At 72.0% G+C, this 23,572-nt stretch carries 19 protein-coding genes; 4 read left to right on the top strand and 15 right to left on the bottom strand.

Annotated elements, in window-relative coordinates:
- Nucleotides 1-90 precede the first annotated feature (90 nt).
- The gene (locus tag BM290_RS03875; protein WP_177319571.1) at nucleotides 91-1,059 is read right to left on the bottom strand and encodes a glycosyltransferase family 2 protein; all 969 of its coding nucleotides are present in this window, start codon (nucleotides 1,057-1,059) and stop codon (nucleotides 91-93) included.
- Between the two features lie 196 nt (nucleotides 1,060-1,255).
- On the opposite strand from BM290_RS03875, the gene BM290_RS03870 reads away from it, so the two are divergent.
- Complete coding sequence (locus BM290_RS03870; RefSeq protein WP_239143367.1) at nucleotides 1,256-1,852, top strand: nucleoside/nucleotide kinase family protein; 597 nt, start codon at nucleotides 1,256-1,258, stop codon at nucleotides 1,850-1,852.
- Here BM290_RS03870 and BM290_RS03865 read toward each other — a convergent pair.
- From BM290_RS03865 to BM290_RS03825, 9 genes are all read right to left on the bottom strand, one after another.
- Nucleotides 1,821-3,008, bottom strand: a complete 1,188-nt coding sequence (locus tag BM290_RS03865) for a glycosyltransferase family 39 protein (RefSeq protein WP_177319570.1) — start codon at nucleotides 3,006-3,008, stop codon at nucleotides 1,821-1,823. The genes BM290_RS03870 and BM290_RS03865 overlap by 32 nt on opposite strands.
- Before the next feature lie 340 nt (nucleotides 3,009-3,348).
- Nucleotides 3,349-4,152 (bottom strand): carbohydrate ABC transporter permease, encoded by an 804-nt coding sequence (locus BM290_RS03860; protein WP_093610073.1) that lies wholly within the window; start codon nucleotides 4,150-4,152, stop codon nucleotides 3,349-3,351.
- On the bottom strand, nucleotides 4,149-5,009 hold the full coding sequence (locus BM290_RS03855; RefSeq protein WP_093610071.1) for a carbohydrate ABC transporter permease: 861 nt from the start codon (nucleotides 5,007-5,009) through the stop codon (nucleotides 4,149-4,151). Before BM290_RS03855 ends, BM290_RS03860 begins: the two co-directional genes overlap by 4 nt.
- Before the next feature lie 2 nt (nucleotides 5,010-5,011).
- A complete protein-coding gene (locus tag BM290_RS03850) occupies nucleotides 5,012-6,271 on the bottom strand; it encodes an ABC transporter substrate-binding protein (protein WP_093610069.1) in 1,260 nt (419 codons plus the stop codon).
- Entirely contained in the window at nucleotides 6,268-7,362 is a 1,095-nt protein-coding gene (locus BM290_RS03845) for an LLM class flavin-dependent oxidoreductase (RefSeq protein ID WP_093610067.1), read from the bottom strand. The genes BM290_RS03850 and BM290_RS03845 overlap by 4 nt, the downstream gene beginning before the upstream one ends.
- Nucleotides 7,363-7,408: 46 nt before the next feature.
- Nucleotides 7,409-9,547 (bottom strand): ATP-binding protein, encoded by a 2,139-nt coding sequence (locus BM290_RS50545; RefSeq protein WP_275413139.1) that lies wholly within the window; start codon nucleotides 9,545-9,547, stop codon nucleotides 7,409-7,411.
- A 114-nt stretch (nucleotides 9,548-9,661) separates the two neighbouring features.
- On the bottom strand, nucleotides 9,662-10,072 hold the full coding sequence (locus BM290_RS03835) for a response regulator transcription factor (protein ID WP_239143366.1): 411 nt from the start codon (nucleotides 10,070-10,072) through the stop codon (nucleotides 9,662-9,664).
- 431 nt (nucleotides 10,073-10,503) lie between these two features.
- A complete protein-coding gene (locus BM290_RS03830) occupies nucleotides 10,504-11,958 on the bottom strand; it encodes an NAD(P)/FAD-dependent oxidoreductase (RefSeq protein ID WP_093610065.1) in 1,455 nt (484 codons plus the stop codon).
- Nucleotides 11,959-12,067: 109 nt separating this feature from the next.
- Entirely contained in the window at nucleotides 12,068-13,237 is a 1,170-nt protein-coding gene (locus BM290_RS03825; RefSeq protein ID WP_093610063.1) for a S8 family peptidase, read from the bottom strand.
- 204 nt (nucleotides 13,238-13,441) lie between these two features.
- On the opposite strand from BM290_RS03825, the gene BM290_RS03820 reads away from it, so the two are divergent.
- Complete coding sequence (locus tag BM290_RS03820) at nucleotides 13,442-15,439, top strand: ATP-binding protein (protein ID WP_093610061.1); 1,998 nt, start codon at nucleotides 13,442-13,444, stop codon at nucleotides 15,437-15,439.
- A gap of 10 nt (nucleotides 15,440-15,449) precedes the next feature.
- Here the strand turns inward: BM290_RS03820 and BM290_RS03815 are convergent, their stop codons facing one another.
- The 3 genes from BM290_RS03815 to BM290_RS03805 form a co-directional block, all read right to left on the bottom strand.
- Nucleotides 15,450-16,028 carry a hypothetical protein gene (locus BM290_RS03815; RefSeq protein ID WP_093610059.1) on the bottom strand — a complete coding sequence of 193 codons (579 nt, stop codon included), beginning with the start codon at nucleotides 16,026-16,028 and terminating at the stop codon, nucleotides 15,450-15,452.
- Nucleotides 16,029-16,044: 16 nt separating this feature from the next.
- Nucleotides 16,045-17,247, bottom strand: a complete 1,203-nt coding sequence (locus BM290_RS03810; RefSeq protein WP_239143365.1) for a GAF domain-containing sensor histidine kinase — start codon at nucleotides 17,245-17,247, stop codon at nucleotides 16,045-16,047.
- Between the two features lie 95 nt (nucleotides 17,248-17,342).
- Nucleotides 17,343-18,617, bottom strand: coding sequence for a pyridoxal phosphate-dependent aminotransferase (locus tag BM290_RS03805; RefSeq protein WP_093610057.1), 1,275 nt, complete (start codon nucleotides 18,615-18,617; stop codon nucleotides 17,343-17,345).
- Nucleotides 18,618-18,944: 327 nt separating this feature from the next.
- On the opposite strand from BM290_RS03805, the gene BM290_RS03800 reads away from it, so the two are divergent.
- Nucleotides 18,945-20,417 carry an alpha-amylase family protein gene (locus tag BM290_RS03800; RefSeq protein ID WP_093610055.1) on the top strand — a complete coding sequence of 491 codons (1,473 nt, stop codon included), beginning with the start codon at nucleotides 18,945-18,947 and terminating at the stop codon, nucleotides 20,415-20,417.
- A 98-nt stretch (nucleotides 20,418-20,515) separates the two neighbouring features.
- On the opposite strand, the gene BM290_RS03795 is transcribed toward BM290_RS03800, so the two are convergent.
- Nucleotides 20,516-21,163, bottom strand: a complete 648-nt coding sequence (locus BM290_RS03795) for a hypothetical protein (protein WP_143133606.1) — start codon at nucleotides 21,161-21,163, stop codon at nucleotides 20,516-20,518.
- Between the two features lie 144 nt (nucleotides 21,164-21,307).
- Here BM290_RS03795 and BM290_RS03790 point away from each other — a divergent pair, with 144 nt between their 5' ends.
- Nucleotides 21,308-22,213 (top strand): TAXI family TRAP transporter solute-binding subunit, encoded by a 906-nt coding sequence (locus BM290_RS03790; protein WP_093610051.1) that lies wholly within the window; start codon nucleotides 21,308-21,310, stop codon nucleotides 22,211-22,213.
- On the opposite strand, the gene BM290_RS03785 is transcribed toward BM290_RS03790, so the two are convergent.
- Entirely contained in the window at nucleotides 22,203-23,564 is a 1,362-nt protein-coding gene (locus BM290_RS03785; RefSeq protein ID WP_093610049.1) for a sensor histidine kinase, read from the bottom strand. The two genes, BM290_RS03790 and BM290_RS03785, sit on opposite strands and share 11 nt — an antisense overlap.
- Nucleotides 23,565-23,572: the final 8 nt, after the last annotated feature.

The following is a 23,572-nucleotide window of genomic DNA, read 5'->3' as shown; positions in this document are numbered from 1 at the left end:
GTCGGCGGCGACCGTACCGACGCGAATCGATCGACGGGAGGCCGTGCGGTCGCGGCCCGGCGTCGCCTCGGTGAACGCCGGGCCGCGCCGTCAGGCCGGGCTCTCCGGGGCGGTGGTGGCGGCCGACTCGAAGAGGGCGGCCAGAGTCTCCACGCCGCCGCCCCACGCCGCGGCGAGGACGGCCGCGACCACTGTCGCCGCCTGCAGGGCGTGGTAACCGCCGCGGCCCGAGCCGGCGCGGACCAGGTTGCGGGCGACCGCGCGCGGGAGCGTACGCCGCAGGTAGTCCTTCTCCGCGCCGAGCTCCTGGTCCTTCGGCATCAGCCCGGCCATCTGCACCTTGCCCCGGCCCTCGGCGTAGCAGCGCCGCATCAGGAACCCGAAGGTCGACCGGTCGGCCGGCACCTCGTGGTCGATGGTGGCGTCCGGCACGTACATCCACCGGCCGCCGGCCGCCGCGCTCATCCGCAGGCACAGCTCGGTGTCCTCGGGCCGGTTCTGGTCGCCGAGCTTGCCGAAGCCGGTACGGAAGCCGCCGACCGCGAGGAACGCCTCCCGCCGCACGATCATGTTGGCCGACCACACGTTCCGGATCGGGGCGGTGCGTGTCGGCATCCCGGTGTAGGACACCCCGACCGCCCAGAGCAGCTCGTCCGGCAGCCAGGTGGGCCGGGTCGCCGCCCACGCAGGGATGATGCCGCCGCCGGTGCCGACGACCGACGGGTCGGCGAACGGCGCCAGCTGCCCGGCCAGCCAGTGCGGGCTGGCCACCGTGTCGTCGTCGAGGAAGGCGATGAACGGGGTACGGGTGTGGAACGCGCCGGTGTTGCGGTTCCCGGAGGCGCCCCGGGCGTACGCGTTCTCCAGGACGGTGACGCCCGGGAACTCGGCGCGCACCCGGGTGGCCATCGCCGGGTTGTGGTCGACCACGACCACCACCTCGGCGGCGGGGTACGTCTGGGCACGGGCGGAGGCGATCGTCCTGGTGAGTGACGCCCAGCGTTTCTCGCTGTGTGTCGGTATGACGACGCTGACGTCGGTGCTGCTCGTGGGCTCCACGCGATCGGCTCCTAGGTACGGGGGGAGTGGCGAAGCCTGGCGGAGTTTCCTGTGCTGAAGCTGTGGATTCGGGGTCCTGTCGATGGCGAATCTGTGAGCCCTGTCGCCCTCGAAACGCCTAGTCCGCAACTCCGGTGAGTAACGACGACGTTCCTCCGGCGACCTACGTCAAGGGGAGACGATAAAAATACGGAGAGTGACTGGGCAGACTGGTGGTGTGGCTCACCCGCACTGGCCCGCCGACGCCGTCACCGTGGTGATCGGCTGGGCGCGAGACCGTCCCGCCCCGGACGGCCGCCGGCGTGTGCTGGCCGTCGAGGGCCGTTCCGGCGCCGGCAAAACCACTCTGGCCAGGGGGGTTGCCGAAGGGCTCGATGCGCCGCTGATCCACATGGACGACCTGTACGCCGGCTGGGACGGCCTCCGGGCGGGCGTCGGCGCGCTGCGGTCGTGGGTGCTGGAGCCGCTCGCCGCGGGGTCACCGGCGGTGTGGCGTCGCTTCGACTGGGCCGCGGGTGACTACGTAGAGGAACATCGGGTACCGGACGGAGAGTGGCTAGTCGTCGAGGGCGTCGGGTCCGGGGGGCGGGTGCTCCGGCCGTACCTCGCGGGGGTTGTCTGGGTTGACGCCCCGGCCGCGGTCCGCAAGCGGCGGGCCCTCGCCAGGGACGGGGAGACCTATGCCCCGCACTGGGCCCGCTGGGCCCGGCAGGAGGACGCGTTCTACGCGGCCGACGAGGTCCGCGAGGCGGCGGACCTGATCATCGGGAATCCCGGCGCTCCATCAGCGTGATCCCGAGCAGCGGATAGCTCCACCGCTGCGTCACCCGGTAGCCGGCGTCGATCCTGCTCCGCTTGGCGGGTGACATGTCGGCCAGCGGGTCGGCGGGCGAATCCACCCGGATCACCCAGATCCGGTCCGGTGTGCCGAGGCAGGACGCTTCCGGGCACTCGGTGGCGGGCAGCCGCCCGTCCGCCCGCTGCCCCGCGACGGCGAGCACATCGGCGGGCCGGGGATCGCGCAGGTAACGGGCCCAGATGTCGCGGGGCGCCCACCCGATGCTGGGGTGGCGGTCGGGGAACACGGCGACGTCGCCGTCCCGGTACCGCGGCGGGACGACCTGGGCGATCCGGGCCGAGTCCTGCCCGTGCCCGGCCGGCTCCCGGATGTCGACCTGGGAGGGGTATCCGAGGAGCGCCACGAGCCCGATGACCGCGACGGTCCGGTTGCCGGCCCCGCGGGCGGCCAGGACGACGAGCGCCGGCATGGCGACGAGAACGTACCGGGCGACCCAGATCTCGGTGACGGTCCCGGCGGCGAGCAGCAGCGCGGGCGGCGCGAACCCGGCCGCGGCCAGAGCCCACCCGATCCGGTCGCGGCGCAGCCCGGCGACGGCGAGGGCGAGCACCATGCCGCCGGTGATCGCGGAGACGAACAGCTGCCCGGGCAGCACCCGCAGCGTCTGCTCGCCGACCCGGCTGATCCAGGAGATCTGCGCGGTCTGGCGGGTGGCGTACAGCAGCAGCGCGACAGCGGGCAGGCTGCCGATCGTGGCGGCGGGCAGCCAGGCACGCCAGGCGCGGTGACCGGCCAGGGCGTGCCCGGCGGCCACCAGGAGCCCGCTGAGCGGATGCAGGACGCCGGTGGCGGCGAGGGCGGCCGCGTAGGCCGCGGCACGCCCGGCGCCGGGCCGGTCGAGGAGGCGGATCAGCGCAAGGAGGGCGAGGGCGGCGAAGAGCATGGCGATCGCGTACGGCCGGGCCTCCTGCCCGTAGCGGGAGACGACCGGCAGCACCGCCCACAGCAGCCCGGCGAGCAGGCCGACGGTGTCCCCGGCGGCGCGGCGGCCCAGATCGGTGACGATCACCGCGGTGAGGATCACGGCGATCAGCGAGGGCAGGCGCAGCGCGAACGTCCCGGTCCCGGCGATCCCGGCAAAAAGCTTCAAAGCCGCATAGTACGGCGTGACGACCGCATCCACCGAGCCGCCGAGCCGCCACAGATGCGCCCAGTCGAGCCGGACCGCGCCCCAGGTGGCGAGCTCGTCGGCCCAGAGTGACGCCCCGGCCGGCCGCCAGCCGCCGATGATCGCCGTGAGCAGTGGCGGCAGCCCCCACAGCAGATACCGGAGCGGCCGGGCGGCCGGCCGCGGAGAGGTCCGGACGGGGCTCGGTGCGGTGACGACGCTGATGACGGACTCCCGGGCACGGCTGTGGAGCGACCAGACTAGGCGCGGACCCGCGCGCCCGCCGGAGGTTCGTGCCCAACTTTCCGTGAACGGCCGGTGTTCAGCCCTTGACCGCGCCGGCCGTGATCCCGGCGACGAAATGGCGCTGGAGGAACGCGTACGCCAGCACCATCGGCAGTGACGCCACCACCACGCCGGTGAACAGCAGCGGGTAGTCGGTGAGGTATTCGCCCTGGAAGTCGAGCAGCGCCAGCGGCAGGGTCCGCTTCTCCGGGTCGTCGATGAACAGCAGCGGGTAGAGCAGGTCGTTCCAGTGCATGACGAGCAGGAAGATCGCGGTGGCGGCGAGGCTCGGGTACGACACCGGCACCGCGATCCGGCGGAACGTGGCCCACGGCCCGGCCCCGTCGATCTCGGCCGCCTCGTACAGCTCGGGCGGCAGCGTACGCATGAACCCGGCCAGGATGAACACCGCGACCGGCAGCGTCACCACCACGTCGACGAGGATCAGCCCGGTCAGGCTGTTGCGCAGCCCGAGCCGCTCGAACTGCACGTACTGCGGGATCATGATCGCCTGCGCCGGGACCGCGAGACCGATCGCGAACACCCCGAAGAGCACCGCCGACGGCCACTTCGGCAGCCGGGCCACGGCGAAGGCGACCAGACTGCCCAGCAGCAGCGTCACCGGCACGGACACCGACACCACCAGGACGCTGTTGCCGAGCACCCGCAGCAGGTCCTGCTCGCCGAGCACGGTGGCGTAGTTGTCCAGCGTCGGGTGCGGCGGCAGCCCGAACGGCGCCGCGAACAGTTCCTTGGTGGTCTTCAGGCTGCTGCCGACGATCACCAGGATCGGAACCGAGATGAGCAGCGTGTAGACCGCCAGGATCAGGCGCCGGCTCATCCGTGTGCCATCCTCGCGGCTCGGTTCTGCAGGAAGGTGACCAGCGCGATCGCCACCATGAACACGATCGACTCGGCGGCGGCGTAGCCCAGCTGCGAGTTGGCGAACGTGGTGTAGATGCGGGTGGCCAGCACGTCCAGGCCGGACTGCGGCGGGTTCCCGGCCAGGCCCAGGATCAGGTCGAACGCCTTGAACGACTGCAGGGTGGTGTACGCGATGACCAGTGTCGTCGCGGGCGCCACCATGGGCCAGGTGACGTGCCGGAACTGCTGCCGGCGCCCGGCGCCGTCGGTCTGCGCGGCGTCGTACAGCTCCTGGGGGATCTGGTTGATCCCGGCGATGTAGATGATCATCATCTGGCCGGCGTGGAACCAGATCTGCGCCACCGCCACCCAGAGGATCGCGGTGTTCTCGTCGCCCAGGTAGGCCGACTTCAGCGAGCCCAGCCCGATCGCGTCCAGCACGGCGTTGGCCAGTCCGAAGTTCGGGTCGTAGACGAACTTCCAGATGAACGCCACCGACACCGACGACAGCACGGTCGGGAGAAAGAACAGGGCCCGCAAGAACGTCGAAGCCCTGGTGCGTACGGCCAGGAGCGCCGCGAGCAGCAGCGCCAGGGCGGTCTGTCCCACCACCACGGCCAGCATGAACTTCAGGTTGTTGGTGAGCGCGTTGCGGAACAGGTCGTCGGCGGACACGACCTCGGTCAGGTTGGCCGCTCCCACCTCGGTGAACGTGGCGCTGTAGCCGTCCCAGTCGGTGGTCGCGTACCGCAGGCCCTGCACGGCGGGCAGCAGGAAGAACCCGCCGTACAGGGCCAGCGCGGGAACCGCGAAGAGGAACAGCTTGAACTTCACCGCTACTTCTTCTTCTGGTCGATGACCTTCTGGGCCTCCTCGGCCGCCTGCTCCGGGCTCTTGCCGCCGGCCACCTGCACGGTGGCGTTCTCCACGGCGCCGCGGACGTCCAGGTTGGTGAACTGGAAGCGCGGCGCCAGGGCGGTCTTCCTGGTCAGCCACGGCGCGAGCGCCTTGAGGTCGGCGTTGGTGTACTCGACGCCCTTGACGGTCACGTGCTGCGCGGTGCCGTTGGCGTAGACGCCGGCCACCGCCGGGTCGGACAGGTGGGCCAGCCACGACTGCGCGGCGTCCTTCTTCGACGAGCCCGCGTTGACGCCGAGGATGAAGGTGGCGTTGAAGACCCCCTCGTACTTCGCCTTGTCGGCGGTCGTGGTGATCGGCGCGAGCAGGTCGATCGGGAACGTCGCGCCGAGCTTGCGCACGCCGGCGACCTGGAACGAGCCGGTGGCCAGCAGGGCGGCCTTCCCCTGGGCGAACAGGGCGAGCGCCGCGTCGCTGCTGGTGCCGGTCGCGTTGTCCTGGAAGTACGGGCGCAGCTCGGCGTACTGCTTGAGGACCGTGAGGAACCAGTCGTCGGTGACCTTGTGCTCACCCGTCTCGATCTTGCCGAGCGCGTCGTCGGCCGGCGCGTTGTTGACCACCAGCACGTTGAGCAGCTGGCCGGCGTTGGCGGCGTCCCCGCCCGGCCAGGCGATCGGGGTGACGCCCTGGCTCTTCAGCCTGTCGGCCAGGGCGAGGAAGCCCTGCCAGTCCTTCGGGGCCTCGCCCAGCCCGGCCTTGCTGATCAGGTCGGTGTTGGCCAGCGGGGTGTTGAAGACCAGCTGGTACGGCACACCCAGCTGCCTGCCGCCGGTGGCGCCCGCGGTGATCAGTGACGGCTCGTAACTCTGCAGCCAGCTCTGCCCGGTGAGGTCGGTGGAGACTCCGGCCTTGGCGATGTCGAGGAACTGGGCGCCCCGGAACGCGGTGAACGCGTCGCCGATCGCGGCGCCGCGCAGCTTCTGCAGCGCGGTGCTCTGGTAGTCGTTGGACGGCGAGATGTCCTGCTTCACCGTGATGTTCTTCGACTTCTGGAAGTCGGCGATGATCTGCTCGAAGACCGCCTTGTCCTCGGCGCGCCAGTGCGCGAAGGAGAGCTCACTCGACGACTTCGACGACGTCGAGGAGTCGCCGCCCGGCCCGGCGCACGCGGCCAGGAACGATGCTGCCCCGGCTCCAGCGGCGAGTTTCAGCAGATCACGGCGGTTATAGGTGGTCATTTCGAAGCTCCTGACAGGAGGCCGCGACGCCGCAGCTCGGGCAGCAGGCCCTCGCCGGCGTGGTACGCCTCCTCGAGATGGGGATATCCGGAGAGGATGAACTCGTCGATGCCGAGGTCGTGGTATTCGGCGATCCGGTCGGCGACCTCGGTGTGGCTGCCGACCAGGGCTGTTCCGGCGCCGGGACGGACGAGTCCGACTCCAGCCCATAGATTGGGGTAGATCTCTAGGTCGTCACGCGTTCCGTGGTGCAACGCGAGCATGCGCTGCTGGCCCACCGAGTCGGCCTGCCGCAGCGAGGCCTGGGCCTTCGCGATCTGCTCCGGCGTGAGCGCGTCGAGCAGCGCGTCCGCCTCGGCCCACGCCTGCTTCGCGGTGTCCCGGGTGATCACGTGCAGCCGGATCCCGAAGCGGCCGGTGTAGCCCAGCGCGCGCAGAGCGGCGATCTTGTCCGCCACGGCGGCGGGCGGCTCGCCCCAGGTCAGGTAGACCTCGGCGTGGTCGGCGGCGACCTGCAGCGCGGCCCGCGAGGAGCCTCCGAAGTAGATCGGCGGCGCGTCGAAGCGGCGTGGCGCGAGCGCGCCGGCCACGTGGAAGTGCTCGCCTTTGAAGTCGAACGGGCCGTCCCAGGCGCCGCGCAGCACGGTCAGGAACTCGCCGGTGCGGGCATACCGCTCGTCCTTGTCCAGCCAGTCGCCGAAGCGCTGCTGCTCGGCCGCGTCGCTGCCGGTGACGATGTTGAGCATCAGCCGGCCACGGGAGATCCGCTGGAAGGTGGCGGCCATCTGCGCGGCCAGGGTGGGGGAGAGCGAGCCGGGGCGGAACGCCACCAGGAATTTCAGCGTGCTGGTCTCGCGGGCGATCGCCGCGGTGGTCAGCCAGGCGTCCTCGCACCAGGTGCCGGTCGGGGTGAGCACTCCGGTGAAGCCGGTGCGCTCGGCGGCGCGGGCGACGTCGATCAGGTATTCGATGTCCGGCTCGCGCAGCGCGGCCCCGTCGGTGTGCGTGCTGCGCCCGCCACGATCGTCGACGCCCACGATGGACCGGCTGTCGCCGGTCGTGGGCAGGAACCAGTGCAGAACCACGGACATGGGCAGGAATATATGTGCGGCATCTCCTATCGATCAAGGGGGTGAACTAGAATATGTGCACGTTCTCACAAAGTGCCTGTCCGGCGCCCGCCGCGGGAACCGTGAAGACGAAGATCGTTCCCCCGCCCGGGTTCGGCAGAGCCTCGATGTGCCCGCCATGACGCTCCACGATCCGGCGGCAGATGGCCAGCCCCAGCCCGGTGCCGGGCATCGACGTGCCGTTGCTCGCCCGGTGGAAGCTGTCGAAGACCGCCGCGTGCTCGCCGTCCGGGATGCCGATGCCCCGGTCCGCCACCTGCACCCGCACCATGCCCGCGTCGTCCAGGCGCGCCGTCACGTCGATCCGCGGCGACTGGCCCGGCGGCGTGTACTTGATCGCGTTGCCCAGCAGGTTGTCCAGCACCTGCCGCAACAGCACCCGGTCGCCCCGGATCGGCGGCAGCGCCCCCACGAACACGTCCGGCCGCTGCCCCGCCGCCCCCGGCGCGTCGGCCCGGGCCGTCACCACGTCGTCGACCAGCTCCCGCAGCCCCGCGTCCTCGATCCGCATCGCCGCGTCCCGCGCCGCCGTGTAGTCCAGCAGCTCCGTGATCAGCGTCTGCATCCGGTCCGCGCCGGCCATCACCTTGCCGGCGCTGCGCAGCGCGTCCTCCACCGCGGCCGGCTCCGGGTCGGCCAGCGCCTCGACGATCAGCTCCGCATAACCACGGACCGCGGCCAGCGGCGCCTTCAGGTCGTGCGCCACCACACCGGCGAACCCGCGCAGCTCGTTCTCCACATGCTTGCGGTCGGTGATGTCGTGGAAGACGGCGACCGCCCCGTGCTCCCCGGCCGTGGTCTCGATCGGCCGGGCCGACACGCTGATCACCCGGCCCTCCGGATGATCGGCGTTGCGCACCATCATCTCGACCTGGTCGCTGCTCTCCCCGGCCAGCGCCCGGGTCAGCGGCAGCTCGTCGACCGGGTACTCGGTCATCCCGTCCAGCCGGTACAGCCCGAAGCGATCCGTCCAGCCACCCGGGCCCGGCGCCCGCTCCGGCCGGCCGAGGATCCGCCGGGCCGCCGGATTGTGCAGCAGGAACCGCCCGTCCGGGCCGACCACACCCACCCCGTCGCTGATCCCCTCCATCACCGCGAGCAGCAGCTCCGCCTGACGGCGTGACGTCTGCTCACTCGCCAGCAACTCCGCGGTCGCCAGCCGCACCTTCCCCTCGGCCCGCTCCCGGCCGGCGACCAGCACCCGGACCAGCAGGGTCAGCAGCAGCGTCAGGCAGAGCCCGCCGCCTGCGACGGCCGCCGGCAGGCCACTCGCCGCGCCCGGCAGCCGGTCGCTCACCGCGGCCAGATACAGCGTCCAGTTGCCGTCGGCGACCGGGACCACGACCGTACGATGCAGGTCGCGCTCACCCTCGACCGGCGCCTGCAGCGCGGCGACGGTGACCTCCCGACGATCCGCGTCGTCGGCGCGCAGCGCCAGATCCAGCAGACGCTGACCGGCCCGCTCCAGGGTCGCGCCCATGAAGTCCCGGCCCCGCACCCCGAGCATCACCCAGCCCAGGAACCGCCGGTCGGCGCCCTGATAGACCGGCGCCGTCAACACGAACGAGTTCTGCCGCTGCTCCACCGGCATCGACTGGTCGACGAGCAGGTGGTACGTGTCCGACACCGCGACCTCGCCACTGCGCCGCGCGTCGTCCATCGCCGTCGCCGGCGCCCTTGCCTGCGACATGTCCAGGCCCGGCTCCGGCGCGTTGTCGTCCAGCGGGGTGAGATAGACGGTGAAGGCGTGCTCGCCGTGCCCGTACGGCTTCAACGTCAGATCCGGCTGCCCCCGCTCCCGCCACCGCTGCTGAACCTCGGCGACCTCGCCGTCGCGGGCCGGCACCACCAGCGCGATCGTGGTGGCGCCGGCCAGCTTCATCGACCGGAGCGGCGCGGTCAGCGCGGTGTACTCGATCCGCGTCAGCACGTCCTGCGCCCCCGCGGCCGCGGCGGTGGTGAGCAGCGTGTCGACGTAGCGCTGCGTCTCGGTGCGCACAGCCTCGGCCGCGGCGTCGGTGCGGCGATCCATCTGAACCTCGCCGCCCGCGGCCTCGTGCCGCTTCAGCACGAGGCCGACGCTCAGCGTCACCGCGCACCCCACCGCCGCCACCAGCGTGCTGATGACCGCCCGCTTCCCGCTCACCCCTGCCTTATCGGGCGCCCCGGCAACCGTCCTGAGACCAACTTCACCCGCCGGGCCGCCGCCTCTGCCTTTCTCGCTCCGCGGTCACGTTCTCGCCCTCGGTCGTGGTCGTTCTCAGGCCCGTCGAGGCAGCAGCCAGCTCACCAGCCGCACCAGCTCGCCGGGATTGACCGGCTTCGCCAGGTACTCCTCGGCCCCGGACACGTACGCCAGATCGATATCGGTCTCGGTCGCCATCCCGCTCAACATGATCACCGGGATCTCCGCGGTGGCCGGGTCGGCGTGCATCCGGAAGCACACGCTGACCCCGTCCATCCCCGGCATCGCGATGTCCATCACCACCAGATCCGGGCGGGTCTCCGTGATCAGCGTCAGCGCCGTGCATCCGTCCCCCGCCGTGGCCGTCCGGTACCCGGCCATCTGCAGCTTGAACGCCACCAGATCACGCACGTCTTCGTCATCGTCGACCACGAGCACCATGGGCCCGGAGGCGGTGCGGGGGAGAACGGGCGCGATGTCCATCATGGCCGTCATGGTGTCTCCGGTTCTCGAGGCCGGCGGTGATCCACCACCGAGGTGACCCGAGCAATCGGCCCGTCCCTCGATTTCCCCAGACAAATGCGGGTTGCCGCGAGGTTTCCATTCGGTACGGCCACCGCTCCCCAGCCGCAACCATCCGTGCCGTCCCCTGCCCCGCCGGCTGTCTGCAGCTCACCACCGACCCGCCTCCGCCGGGCCGAATCCGTCACTCCCGATCACCCCACCGACAGCCGCGCCCGGCCGGCCCCGAACCGTGGCCGGCCATGGGGCTGTCCCGAACCCTCCCGCCGCCCCGGATGTGGTGAAGAGCCCGGCTGTGCTTCAGGGCGCGGGACAGCGCTCGCGGCCGGCCGGCTCGCGGGGCGCTTCGGTGGACGGCCGGGCGGGCGGGAGCGCGGGGAAGCCGGCCTGGTGGGTCAGCGGGTGGCGGTGGCCGGCTCGCGGGGCGCTTCGGTGGACGGCCGGGCGGGCGGGAGCGCGGGGAAGCCGGCCTGGCGGGCGGTGACGGCGCGTTCCGGGCGGCTGCGGCCGAGGAAGGTAACCGCCCAGCGGATCAGGGAGGTTGCCCGGTTGCGGCCGCGCGGGAGGTAGGCCCAGTGCACGCCGAGCCAGAGGAGCCAGCCGGCGAGGCCGCTGAGGCGTACCCCTCGGAGGTCGGCGACCGCGGAGAACCGGGACACCGTCGCGATGTTGCCCTTGTCGAAGTAGTGGAACGGCTTGCCGGCCGGCTTGCCGGCGAGGCGCCGCCGGATGGCGCGACCGGCATGGGCGCCGCCCTGGATGGAGACCTGGGCCACGCCGGGCAGACCGTCGAGGCTCATCAGGTCGCCGACCACGAAGATCTCCGGGTGGCCGGGAACGGTCAGATCCGGTTCGACCAGGATCCGGCCGGACCTGTCGGTCGGCGCCCCGGTGGCCTCGGCGATCCGCGCCGCGAGCGGTGCGGCGGCGACTCCGGCGCTCCACACCCGCGTCATCGCGTCGATCCGCTGATCCGCGGCGGAGGTGGCGGAAGCGGGCGCGGAGGCGACGACCGGGGTGGCCGCGGGGGCCGGCGCGCCGGCGGGGGAGCGCGGGGGCGTGGGGGTCAGGTGGACGCCGGTCGGGTCGATGTCGGTGACCAGGGTGTTCACGTGGATCTCGACGCCCAGCTCGCGGAGCCGGCGGGCGGCCGCCGCCGATGAGCCGGCGCTGAAGGCGGGCAGGATGCGGTCGGCGGCGTCGATCAGGACGATGCGGGCTCGCGCCGGGTCGATACGCCGGTATTCGCCGGGGAGGGTGCGGTGGGCGATCTCGGCGATCTGCCCGGCCAGTTCGACGCCGGTGGGCCCGGCGCCGACGATGGCGAAGGTGAGCCAGCGGGCCTGTTCGGCCGGGTCGGTGGCGAGTTCGGCCATCTCGAAGGCGGTGAGGATGCGTGAGCGCAGCTCGACCGCGTCGTCGATGCTCTTCAGGCTGATGGTGTGTTCGGCGAAGCGGTCGTTGCCGAAGTACGACTGGGCGGTCCCGGCCGCCACGATCAGGGTGTCGTAGGGCACCTGGTACGGCAGGCCGCCGGGCGCGGTGGCGGTGACCGTCCGGTTGTCGGTGTCCACATCGGTCACCCAGCCGAGCAGCACCTCGGTGCCGGGCTGCCCGCGGAATAGCTCGCGCACCGGGGTGGCGACCTCGCCGGGGGAGAGGACGCCGGTGGCGACCTGGTAGATGAGGGGTTCGAAGACGTGGTGGTTGGTCCCGTTGATGACGGTGACGTGGGCCGGCGCCTTGCGCAGCGCCCGCGCGGCGTACTTGCCGCCGAAGCCCGCTCCGATCACGACGACCCGGTGCCGTGCCTGCTCGATCATGACGATCACGCTCCTCGCTACGTCCATCAGAACAGAGAAGCGTGGGACATAAGTCCTGCTCAGCGCGCGATTATCATCACCGTGCATCGCTGTCACAAATGGCCGGGGACCGTCGTCCCCGGCCGTTTGTGACAGCTCACTGGACGACGAAGAGCAGCCGGTTCGGGGATCCGGAGCCGGCGTTGGTCACCACGCCGGTGGTGGCGTTGCCGGTGAGGGCCGAGGAGACCTGGGCGGGGGTGTAGCCGGGGTTGCGCGACAGCACGAGCGCGGCCGCGCCGGCGACGTGCGGGGACGCCATCGAGGTGCCGCTGATCGTGTTGGTGGCGCTGGTGCTCGTGTACCAGGCCGACGTGATCGACGAGCCGGGCGCGAAGATGTCGACGGTGCTGCCGTAGTTGGAGAAGCTGGACCGGGCGTCGGTGCTGGTGGTGGAGCCGACCGTGATGGCGGTGGCGACACGGGCCGGGGAGTAGTTCGCGGCGTTGGCGTTGGAGTTGCCGGCCGCTACGGCGTACGTGACACCGGAGGCGATCGAGTTGCGGACGGCGGTGTCGATGGAGGTGCTGGCGCCGCCGCCGAGGCTCATGTTGGCGACCGCCGGCTTGACCGCGTTGCTGGTCACCCAGTTGACGCCGGCGATGACCCCGGCCGTGGTGCCGGAGCCGGAGCAGTTGAGCACCCGTACGCCGACGAGTTTGACGGCCTTGGCCACGCCGTACGTGGATCCGCCGACCGTGCCGGCCACGTGGGTGCCGTGGCCGTTGCAGTCGACCGCGCCGCTGCCGACCGCGTCGTAGCCGGCCGTGGCCCGCCCGCCGAACTGGCTGTGGCTGTAGAGGATGCCGGTGTCGATGATGTAGGCGGTGACGTTGGACGCGGTCACCGGGTACGTGTACGTGGTGCTGAGCGGCAGCGCCCGCTGGTCGATGCGGTCGAGTCCCCACGTCGCGTTGGTCTGGGTCGCGGCGAGCGTGATGACCTGGTTCTGCTCCACGTAGTCGACCTTGCGGTCGGCGGCCAGCCGTTTGGCCTGCGCCTCGGTGAGCGTGGCCTCGTAGCCGTTGAGGGCCTTGCCGAAGCTGCGCTTGACCGCGCCGCCGTAGGCCCGGGTGAGCCCGGCCTCCTGGGCGCCGGACTTGAGTACGACGATGTAGCTTCCGGGTATCGCGTCCGCGGTCCCGGCGAGCCGGATCTGGCCGGTGACGGGCGCGGCCGCGGCCGGGGTTCCCGTCGCGACGACCGCTGTCGCCAGTGCGAACAGACCGGCGGCCAGGATGCGGCCGCTGCTGCGTCGAATCGCCATGATCTTCCTCTCTCGCGCCTGCCGGCGGCGAGCACAGGGATAGATGCCCATCGCTCGACAGCTCCGAGCCGAGCGTATTCGTGACGACAGTTGTCAACCAGATATCGAAAGCTATATATCTTCGGCTAAGCCATGTCCGGAAGGTGCCGACAAGACGGGTGAAAGGGCCACATCCCGATACGAGGCGAGCCGATGAGACTTCCGATGGCCGTACCGCCCGTCGTCGGCTACGCGGCGCTCCACCTGATCGCCGTGCTGGCCTGCGCCAGGACGACGTTCGGCGATCCCGGCGAGCCGATGATCTGGCCGGCCTTCGGCATCGCGGCGATGTGGCTGACGGCGAGCGCGGAGTCCCGCTGGCGGTGGCCGGTCACCGGCGCGATCGGCCTGTTCACCGCCGCCGGTTTCGTCGTGACCGGCGCCGGGCCGGTGGTCGCCGTGCTGGAGGGTGTGTCGGCGATGCTCGGCGCGGTGGCCTTCCTGGTCGCGGTCACCCGGCGCCTGCCCGGCCTGCGGACCGCCGCGGACGGCCGCCGCCCGCTGTCGAGCCTGCCCGACCTGTGGGGCCTGCTGTTCTGCGCCGGTGTCGCCGCCCTGGCCGCGAGCGTGCCACGGATCGCCGGTGACCTGCTGCTCGACGCCGGGCGCACGTTCTCGGTCACCGGCGCCGCCGCGCTGCTCCTCCGGGACACCGTCGCCGTGCTGGTGTTCGGCACAGCCGCCCGGCTCTTCGGGAGTCTTCTGGAGGCCGACCGGAGCCGGATCCCGGAGGGCCTGGCGATCTTCGCCGTGTCGGCCGGCGCGTACTGGGCGGTGTTCAGCAGCCAGGCGGAGCTGCCGATCGGCTTCGTGCTGATCCCGCTGACCGTGTGGGCGGCCATCCGGCTGCCCAGCCCGGTCGTGGTCCTGCACGCGGCCGTCTTCGACTGCGCGGCCCTGCTCTGGACGGTGGGCGGCGACGGTCCGTACGCCGTGGTCGCCGACGTCGAGCTGCGGGCCATGCTGATCCAGCTCTACGCCGGCATCCTCGCCTGTGTCGGCCTGTCCCTGGCGCTCAGCCGCGACGAGCGCGACACCCTCATCCGGCGTCTGCGGGACTCCGAGCAGGAGGCCACCGACAAGGCCACGATGATGACCACGGTGGTCAACTCGATGACCGAGGGCCTCGCCATCCTCGACCACACCGGCCGTCTCGTGCTGCGCAACCCGGCGGCCGGGCGGCTGCTGGGCACCGTCCCGGCGGTCACCGGCGGGGTGGCGCTCGCCAGTGACCACGGGTTCTTCCAGCCGGACGGGTCACCGCTGTCCGACGGCGACCTGCCGCACGTGCGCGTCCTGGCCGGCGAGGACGTCCAGCCGATGGACGTGCTGGTGCGCAACTCGGCGGTGCCGGAGGGCCGGATCGTCCGGTTCAACGCGGCCCGGCTCTCGCTCGGCGACGGCCCGTACCACGTGGTGGTGGTCTTCCACGACGTCACCGCGGACCGCCGCCACCGTGACGAGCTGATGTCGTTCGCCGGGCGGGTCGCGCACGACCTGCTCAACCCGCTCACCACCATCGAGGGCTGGGCCGAGGTGCTGGAGCAGGAGCTGGCCGGATACCGCCCGGCCGAGCGGGTGGAGCGGATCCAGCGGGCCGCCGCCCGGATGCGCACGTTCCTGAACGGGCTGCTCGCCTACACCGCGGCCCGCGACGGCAAGCTGATGCCGACGACGGTCAACATGGCCCTGCTCGTCGGCGACATCATCAACAGCCGCCTCGACCAGGCGGAGAGCACCGGGGCGGCGCCGCCGTACTTCGAGGTGGGCCGGCTCGACCCGGTCGAGGCGGACCCGGTCCTGCTGCGGCAGCTGCTGGAGAACCTGATCGACAACTCGCTGCGGACGATGGCGCCCGGCGTCGCGCCGTACCTGGCGATCTCCTGCCAGCCCGCGCCGAACGGGCTGCTGCGCATCGACATCCTGGACAACAGCCTCGGCATCCCGCCGGGCACCCGGCACGAGGTGTTCACCAACTTCCACCGGGAGAAGGGCTCGACCACCAGCAACGGCCTGGAGCTGGCGATCTGCAAGCGGATCGTGGAGCGGCACGGCGGGACGATCGAGGCGACCGCCAATCCGTACGGCGCCGGCACGCGGATGTCGTTCACCCTGCCGGCCGGCCGCTCGGCGTACGCCCGGGCGCTGGCCCCGGCCCGCTAGGACCGACCGGTCAGGTCGGCGGGACCGCGCCGAGCATGTCGAGGACGCCGCCGAACAGCGCCGTGGTGCCCGCCTGATCGAGGTGCCGGGCCTGCCAGCCGCGGTCCCGCAGGCCCTGCAGCACGCCGACGACGGTGGTCCGCGCGGTCCGCAGAGTCGCCGGCGAGAGCAGCACCGCCGAGGTGCCGTCGGCGTGCGCGGCCCGGGACGCCGCGCCGAGCGCCACCATGGCCGCCGCGGCCCCGTTGAGGATCTGCGCGATGTGCAGCCGGTCCCGGTCCAGGTTGAAGGCGGCCACGTGCACGGCCAGCCCGAGCGCGGTCATCAGCCGGCCGGTCTCGTCGCCGCTGAGCACCGCCGGCATGGTCGCCGAGTCGTCCTCGACCGCGGTGACACCGGTGCAGAACCCGGTGATCAGTTCCTCGGCGACGTGGGCCGGCACCGGTTCGGTGTCGCCGGCCCGCTGGCGCAGGGCGGCCTCGACCGCGTCCCGCACGATGTACTCCGGCACCACCCGCTGCTGGTCGGCCAGTCGCCGGATGATCACGGTCACGATGTCGTCGACACGCATCGCGCCGGGTTGCTCCATTCCCCCACCCTAGGGCCTACGCGGCGGCGGGCAGGGTGACGCGGGCCGTGGTGCCGTCGCCGCTGCTGTCCACGGTCACCGTCCCGTGATGCGCCTCGACGATGTTGCGGGCGATCGTCAGCCCCAGGCCGACGCCGGGAATCGCCTGGTCACGCGCGTGTCGCCCGCGATAGAAGCGGTCGAAGACATACGGCAGCTCGCCGGCCGGGATGCCGATGCCGCCGTCGCGGACCTCCACCCACGGGCGGGGCGCGGCGCCGGTGGCGATCGTGATCGGACGGTCGGCGGGGGTGAAGAGCAGCGCGTTGCGCATCAACTGCGCGACGGCGTGCGCGAGACGGGTGAGGTCGGCGCGGACCGGGACGTCGGCGGCACATCTCAGTTGTACGGTGTCCGCCCGCAACGCCACCAGCGGGCGGCAGCTGACCGCCGCCGCCGAGACCACGGTGTCCAGGCTGACCGGCCCGACCGGGGCGGGCAGCGGCGCCTCCGCCGGCCGGGTGCCGGCGAGCAGGTGGTCGACCATCGACACGAGGCGCTCACCGTTGCGGTGGATCGGCTCGATCAGCCGCCGGTAGGGCGCCAGGTCGTCCTGGTCGCCGAGGATCTCCAGGTAGCCCTGGATCGACGCGACGGGTGTACGCAGCTCGTGGGTGATCGTGGAGACCAGGTCGTCCTCGCGTTTCGACGCCCGGGCCAGCTCGTCGCCGAGGTCGGCCATCCGCAGCCGGTTCCGGATCGCGCTCAGGTGCACGGCGGCCTGCCCGGCGAAGGTGACCAGATTGCGGACCTGCGCGTCGTCGACCTCGCGCGGCCGGTCGTCGATGACGCACATGGCGCCCAGGGTGTGCCCGTCCTCGTCGACGATCGGCGCCCCGGCGTAGAACCGGATGTTGGGGTTGCCGACGACGTTCGGCAGATCGGAGAAGCGGCTGTCGCGGGTGGCGTCCGGGACGATCAGCGGCCGCTTGGCCGGGATGATGTGCTTGCAGAACGACACGTCGAGCGGGGTCTGCTCGTCGGCGAGGCCGTGACTGCCGGCGAACCACTGCCGGTCCCGGTCGATGAGGGAGACCGCGGCCATCGGGGTGTCGAACATCGACGCGGCCAACCGGGTCAGGTCGTCCAGAGCGGCCGGCCGGGGCCGGTCGAGCACCTGGTACGACTGCAGGGCGGACAATCTGGCCCGCTCGTCCTCGTCCCGGGGATTGTGCTCCACGACTATCTTTCGGCGGCAGGTCTGCGGAGCTGAGCGGAATCTCGGCGGGTTGGACGCGCCGCCCCGGGCGAACCACCCGGGACGGCACGCGGGGGTCAGCCCACGGCGGCGCGGCGTGCGGTGTACTCGCTGCCGGCGCGCTGGCTCGGGTACTGGATGAGGTTGTCCGGCTGGTCGTCGTACGCGACGTCGGCCCAGCGGGCCCGCGGTCCGGCGTTCTCCAGCGGGTCGGTGTCGTAGACCGACCGGCTGTGGAAGCGCTGCGCGTAGTCGAGCATGCCGTCGACGAGCCGGTCCACGTCCCCGGCCGGGCGCACCACGAGACGCATGAACTGGCTGGTCATGCCGAGCTTGTTGCCGCACTCGCGGGTCATGATGCCGTGGTTGGCGACCAGGTAGTCGCGCAGCGCCACACCCGACCACTCGTTCGGCAACTTGACCAGGAAGAAGTTGCCCTGCGACGGGAAGACGGTCAGGCCCTGGATGCGCTGCAGCTCCCGGCCCATCGACCGGCGGTCCCGGCTGAGCAGGCGCAGGCTCTCCTCGTACTCCATCTCGTGGTCGGAAATCATGTGGACGACCTTCTCGGCCAGCGAGTTCAGGTTCCACTTGGGCAGCATCTTCGCGATCTTCCCGGCGATGGCCGGGTTCGCCAGCATGTAGCCGAACCGGATGCCGTGCAGTCCGAAGTTCTTGCCGAGGCTCTTGAGCACCACCGCGTTGGGGCGGATCACCGCGTCCGGGCCGACCGAGGGGTAGCGCTCGGCGTCGGAGAAGTCGATGAACGACTCGTCGACCACGACCAGGTCGAGGTCGCTGAGCGCGTCCATGAACCGGATCACGTCACGCCGCGGGATGTAGTGGCCGTCCGGGTTGTTGACATTGCAGACCACCGCGACCCGGGACTTGCGCTCCCGGATGAACTGGACGTACTCCTCCAGGTCGAGGCGGAAGCCGTCGCGCTCCTGCAGCGGGAACATGTCGACCCGCTTGCCGGTCTCCATCGGCTGGTCGGTCCACCGGCCGAAGGTCGGGATCGGGATCGCCACGCTCTCCTTGATCAGCAGGTGGTCGATCCAGGTGATCAGCTCGGTCGAGCCGTTCGCCATGGCCACCGTCTGCGGGTGCAGGCCGAGCACACCGGCCAGCTTCTTGGTGATCGTCGACGAGTCGCTCGGGTAGTACTTGAGGATGCTCTTGAGGTCCCGGGTCAGCTCGTCGAACATCTCGGGCGTCGGGAAGTACGGGTTGCACGGAATGCAGAAGTCGACGATCTCGACCCCGTCTCCCGCGGCTCGTGCCACGTCGAAGTACGACGCGCTGTGTGAGCCCTTGTGCAGGATCGACGTATCGATACCGGTCCGTGCCACAGTTTCCTCCCGAACCCCTCGATGATGGTGCCGCCCACCGATACGGGAGTCACGGGCGGATCGTTCACGATTTTGTCGATCGTTCGCGAGGCTTAAGCCGCAGGAAAGGAACGCCGTCCCGCGTCGAATGATCAACTAGTTCGTTCTCTCCGTCAGACGACCGTCACGGAGGGAAGTGGAATGCGCGGTCTGATCAGGGTGTTTCTGGCCGGCCTGGTGGTGTCCGGCGCGGTGATGACGGCGACCCCGGCGGATGCCGAGCCGGTCCGTGCGGGGCGCACGCCGAGCGCCCCCATAGCATGGGGGGACCTGACGAAGGGGGCCTGAATGACCGGGTGGCCGACGGCGCCGGTGATCTACGAGATCGGCACCTGGCCGTGGCTGGCCGGGCTCACCCGGAGGTACGGCCGCCCGGTGACCCTGGGCAGCGTGCCGGGCGAGGTGTGGGACGAGGTCGCCGCGCCCGGCGTCGACGCGGTCTGGCTGATGGGCGTGTGGGAGCGCAGTCCCGCCGGTCTCGCCGTGGCCCTCGGGAACGAGTCGTTGCGGCGTGCCTTCCGGGCCGCGCTGCCCGGCCTGGCCGACGACGACGTGGTCGGCTCGCCCTACTGCGTGCGGCGGTATCGTGCCGACGACCGGCTGGGCGGGCCGGCCGGGCTGGCCACGGCCCGCGCCGAGCTCAACCGGCGCGGGGTGAAGCTGGTCCTCGACTACGTGCCCAACCACGTGGCCCCCGATCACCCGGCCACCATCGACCATCCGGACTGGTTCATCCAGGGCAGCGCGGCCGACCTGGCCGCCGACCCGGGCGGCTGGTTCGAGGCGGCCGGCCGGGTCCTCGCCCTCGCCCGTGACCCGTTCTTCCCGCCGTGGCCGGACGTCGCTCAGCTCAACGCCTTCGACGAGGGCCTGCGCGAGGCGACGGTGGCCACGCTCACCTGGATCGGCGAGCAGTGCGACGGCGTCCGGTGCGACATGGCGATGCTGGTCACCAACGACATCTTCGCCGGCACCTGGGGGGAGCACGCGGGGCTGGTCCCGGCCGCCGAGTTCTGGCCGCCGATCATCGAGCGGGTCCGCAGGGCGCATCCCGGGCTGGTCCTGATCGCCGAGGCGTACTGGGACACCGAGTGGACGCTGCAGCGGCAGGGTTTCGACTTCTGCTACGACAAGCGGCTCTACGACCGGCTCACCCACGAGAGCGCCGAGTCGCTGCGCAAGCACCTGGTCGCCGACCGCGGCTACCAGGACGGGCTGCTCCGGTTCACCGAGAACCACGACGAGCCGCGCGCCGCCGCGAGCATGCCCGGTGGCCGGGAGCGGGCCGCCGCGGTGGCCGTCGCCACGCTGCCCGGCGCCACCCTCTGGCACGACGGCCAGTTCGAGGGCCGCCGGACCCGTCTGCCGGTCTTCCTCGGGCGGTATCCGGACGAGCCGGCCGACCTGGAGCTGCGGTCCTTCCACCGGCGGCTGCTGGCGGTGGCGCCCGCCGTGCGCCGCGGCGAGTGGCGGCTGCTGGACAGCCACGGCTGGCCGGACAATCCGTCACACCGTGACGTGGTCGCCTGGTCGTGGCACGAGGGCGCGGTCCGCCGCCTGGTCGTGGTCAACCTCGGCGACCGGCCGGCCCAGGCGCGGATCGCCCTGCCCTGGCCGGGCCTGTCCGGGCGGTCCTGGGAGCTGGCCGATCTGCTGGACGGCCGGGTCTTCGACCGCGACGGCGACGAGCTGGCCGGCGAGGGCCTCTTCGTGGACCTGCCCGCATGGGGCCACCACGTCCTGACCGTCGAGCCGTCCTGAGCCGTGCCGGCCTGACCGTCGCGTCGTCCTGAGCCGTGCCGGCCTGACCGTCGCGTCGGCATGAGCCGGCCGAAGTCGGACCGAGTCGATCGGAGCCGTCAGACCAGCGAGCCGGCCCGCAGCCGCAGACGCGGCGGGGTGGCCGGCAACGCGGCCGCGGCGTCCGCCGTGACCGTGACCACGACGCAGCCGGGCCGGCGGGCGACCTCGGCGGTCACCCCGAGCAGCCGGGCCGCGCGGACCAGCACCGCGGCGATCTCCTGGTCCCGCAGGGTCACCCACAGCAGGTGGCCGCGCCGTCGCTGACCGGCGGCCAGCAGCGCGGCCCGCCAGGCGGCCTGCGCGAGGGTGAGCCGCTGCACGTGCCGGGGCGAGGAGGCGCCGAGCTGCTCGGTGCCGAGGAGGGCTTGCCGGCCCTGGCGCCAGGCCGCCGCCAGCATCCGGCTGGTCGCCAGACGCTGCGATTCCGCCACGACCACGCGCTGCACCTCGTACCGCCGCCGCCCGCCCCCCGTTCGGATCTCCCGCGACGCCTCACAACCGAGACCGTCGAGCAGGTAGACCAGGCGGTCCGCGGCGTCTTCCCGATCGAACTCGGCCAGCGCCTCACCGGCCCGCGGAACGGGGGCGGGCAGGGGCTGCCGCTGAGGGCGGGAGGTGTCCACGCACTCGACCAGGCAGGCCGACTCGAACGCGCCGGGAAGCGCGTCGGCCAGCACCACCGGACGAATCGACGTCGGGTCCATCGGCATCTCCCTCCGTGACTGAGGACACCGTCGCCGATAAGGCCGTTCGGCCGGTACACCGGCGGCACAGACTTGAGGGAAACTTGCGCGGACCGGGCCGTCCCGCGTGGGGAAACAAAGGTGACCCTTCGAACCAGCCGTCGTATGGCGCTCACCGGTCTGGTCACGCTGCTCGTCGTCACAGCCTGTGGCCAGGGCGCTGCGGAGAATCGCCGGGTGCGGATCGCCACCGGCAGCCAGACCGCCGTCTACTACGCGATCGGCTCCGCCTACAGCACCATCATCAACCGGGAGCTGCCCGGCACCGACGCCGGCGTCCTCACCACGGCCGCCTCGGCGGAGAACATGGACCTGGTCGTGCACGGGCAGGCCGAGGTCGGCTTCGCCCAGTCCGACGTGCTGGTCACCGGGGGCGCGCCGGCGCCCGGGCTGGTCGCCCTCGCCCGCGTCTACGACGACCTGCTGCACCTGGTCGTCCGCGCGGACAGCCCGATCAAGGACCTCACCGGGCTGACCGGCAAACGGGTGTCGGTCGGCGCGCGCGGCTCGGGCACCGCGGTCACCGTGCGCCGGCTCCTCAGCGTGGCCGGCATGGCGGGCGCCGTACAGTCCCGTGACCTGGGCCTCGACGACTCGATCGAGAAGCTGGAACGTGGCGAGATCGACGCGTTCTTCTTTTCCGGCGGGCTGCCGGTCACCGGGATCAAACAGCTCGGCGGCCGCACCGGCATCCGGATCGTCGACCTGTCCGAGTGGGCCGGGGAGCTGCGCGAGGCCTACAGTGACGTGTACGTGGTGCGCGACGTGCCCACCTCGGCGTACTCATTGCCGCCGGTCGCCACGATCGCGGTCCCGAACCTGCTCGTGGTCGCCGCGACGATGCCCGAGGACCTGGCGTACGACCTGACCCGGCTGCTGATGGAACGCCGTGGCGAGCTGGCCGCCGCCCACCCGGCCGCCGAGCGCCTGGAGCTGCGCGCCGCGATCTCCACCCTGCCGGTGCCGCTGCACCCGGGTGCGGCCCGCTACTACCGCAGCGTCAAGCCCTGAACCGGATCGTCGCCACGAGTCCACCGTCGTCGGCGGGCGCCAGCGTGAACCGGCCGCCGGACGCTTCGACCAGCACGTTCACGATCGACAGGCCCAGGCCGGCGCCGTCCACGTTCTGCGCGTCGGGGGCCCGCCAGAACCGCTCGGTGGCCTGCCGGCACTGCTCCTCGGTCATTCCGGGGCCGGTGTCGCGTACCGCCACCTCGGCCTGCCCGTCCTCGGCGGACCGCAACCGGACCACCACCCGCCCTCCGGCCGGAGTGAATTTGAGAGCGTTGTCGATCAGCGCGTCCAGCGCCTGATCGAGAGCGGTCGCGACCAGCCGGGCCGGCACCGGCTCCGCCGGCAGCTCGGCGCTCAGCTCGACGCCGCGGCGCTCGGCCAGCGGCTGCCACGCCTTCACCCGGTCGGCGGTCAGCGCCGTCGCGTCGGCCGTCTCCATCGGATGCCGGCCGCGCTCGGCACGGGCCAGCGCGAGCAGCCCGTCCAGCACGTCGGCGAGCCGGTCGGTCTCCTCCAGGGCGAACTCGCGGTCCTCGCGCAGCTCCTCGTCGTCGAGCCGGCTGCCCAGGTCCTCGATCCGCAGGCGCAGCACGGTCAGCGGGTTGCGCAGCTGATGGCTGGCGTGCGCGACGAACGACCGCTGCCGCTCCATCGCCTCGGCCACCGCGTCGGCCATCTCGTTGAAGCTGGCCGACAGCCGGCGCAGCTCCGGCGGGCCGAGACCGGGCTGCACGCGGGCCGCGCTGTCCCCGCCGGCGATCTCGTGGGCCGCCGCGTCCAGCCGGGTCACCGGCCGCAGCACCCAGCTCGCCAGCCGGTCCGCGGTGGTCAGGCAGGACGCCACCGCCAGCACCCCGACCAGGGCCAGCACCAGCCACACGATCAGCACGTCACGGCGGCTGCGGTCGGTCGGCGACACGGTCAGCACCACACCCAGCACCGCACCGCCGTCACTGATCGGCACCGACACCGTCAGCGGCTCCCGCTCCCACGGCCAGATCGTCCCCGGCGTGCTCATCTGGTGCCCGGCCAGCGCGCCGCGCAGCGCGCCCTCCGGCGCCTCCGGGGTGGTGCCGAACGCGCTGAGCACCCGCTGGTCCTGGTCGACCAGGAGGGTGCCGATGCCGTACAGCTCCTGATAACGGCGCAACTCGTCGGTCAGCGCGTCGAGGTCGCCGCTGCGCACCGCCGGCGCGGCCAGCGACGCGAACCGGGTCGCGTCAGCCAGCCGGTCGGCGACGGCCCGGTCGGTCTCCCGGCTGGCCACCGTGACGGCGAGCGGGATCTCCAGGGCGAGCAGCACCATGCAGAGCAACAGCAGGTAGGTGACCACCAGCCGCCTGCGCACGCCGTCTC

This window comes from Actinoplanes philippinensis (assembly GCF_900113015.1).
GTDB lineage: Bacteria > Actinomycetota > Actinomycetes > Mycobacteriales > Micromonosporaceae > Actinoplanes > Actinoplanes philippinensis.
The sequence above is the reverse complement of the archived record's forward strand: the minus strand, read 5'-3'. Positions and strand labels throughout refer to the sequence as shown.

Excerpts from the sequence above, each read along its gene's own strand:
- BM290_RS03790 (WP_093610051.1), top strand. The coding sequence starts at position 21,308 with ATGGCGCTCACCGGTCTGGTCACGCTGCTCGTCGTCACAGCCTGTGGC.
- BM290_RS03860 (WP_093610073.1), bottom strand. The coding sequence starts at position 4,152 with ATGAGCCGGCGCCTGATCCTGGCGGTCTACACGCTGCTCATCTCGGTT.
- BM290_RS03830 (WP_093610065.1), bottom strand. The coding sequence starts at position 11,958 with ATGGACGTAGCGAGGAGCGTGATCGTCATGATCGAGCAGGCACGGCAC.
- BM290_RS03795 (WP_143133606.1), bottom strand. The coding sequence starts at position 21,163 with ATGGACCCGACGTCGATTCGTCCGGTGGTGCTGGCCGACGCGCTTCCC.
- BM290_RS03800 (WP_093610055.1), top strand. The coding sequence starts at position 18,945 with ATGACCGGGTGGCCGACGGCGCCGGTGATCTACGAGATCGGCACCTGG.
- BM290_RS03815 (WP_093610059.1), bottom strand. The coding sequence starts at position 16,028 with ATGGAGCAACCCGGCGCGATGCGTGTCGACGACATCGTGACCGTGATC.
- BM290_RS03825 (WP_093610063.1), bottom strand. The coding sequence starts at position 13,237 with ATGGCGATTCGACGCAGCAGCGGCCGCATCCTGGCCGCCGGTCTGTTC.
- BM290_RS03835 (WP_239143366.1), bottom strand. The coding sequence starts at position 10,072 with ATGATGGACATCGCGCCCGTTCTCCCCCGCACCGCCTCCGGGCCCATG.
- BM290_RS03850 (WP_093610069.1), bottom strand. The coding sequence starts at position 6,271 with ATGACCACCTATAACCGCCGTGATCTGCTGAAACTCGCCGCTGGAGCC.
- BM290_RS03820 (WP_093610061.1), top strand. The coding sequence starts at position 13,442 with ATGGCCGTACCGCCCGTCGTCGGCTACGCGGCGCTCCACCTGATCGCC.
- BM290_RS03845 (WP_093610067.1), bottom strand. The coding sequence starts at position 7,362 with ATGTCCGTGGTTCTGCACTGGTTCCTGCCCACGACCGGCGACAGCCGG.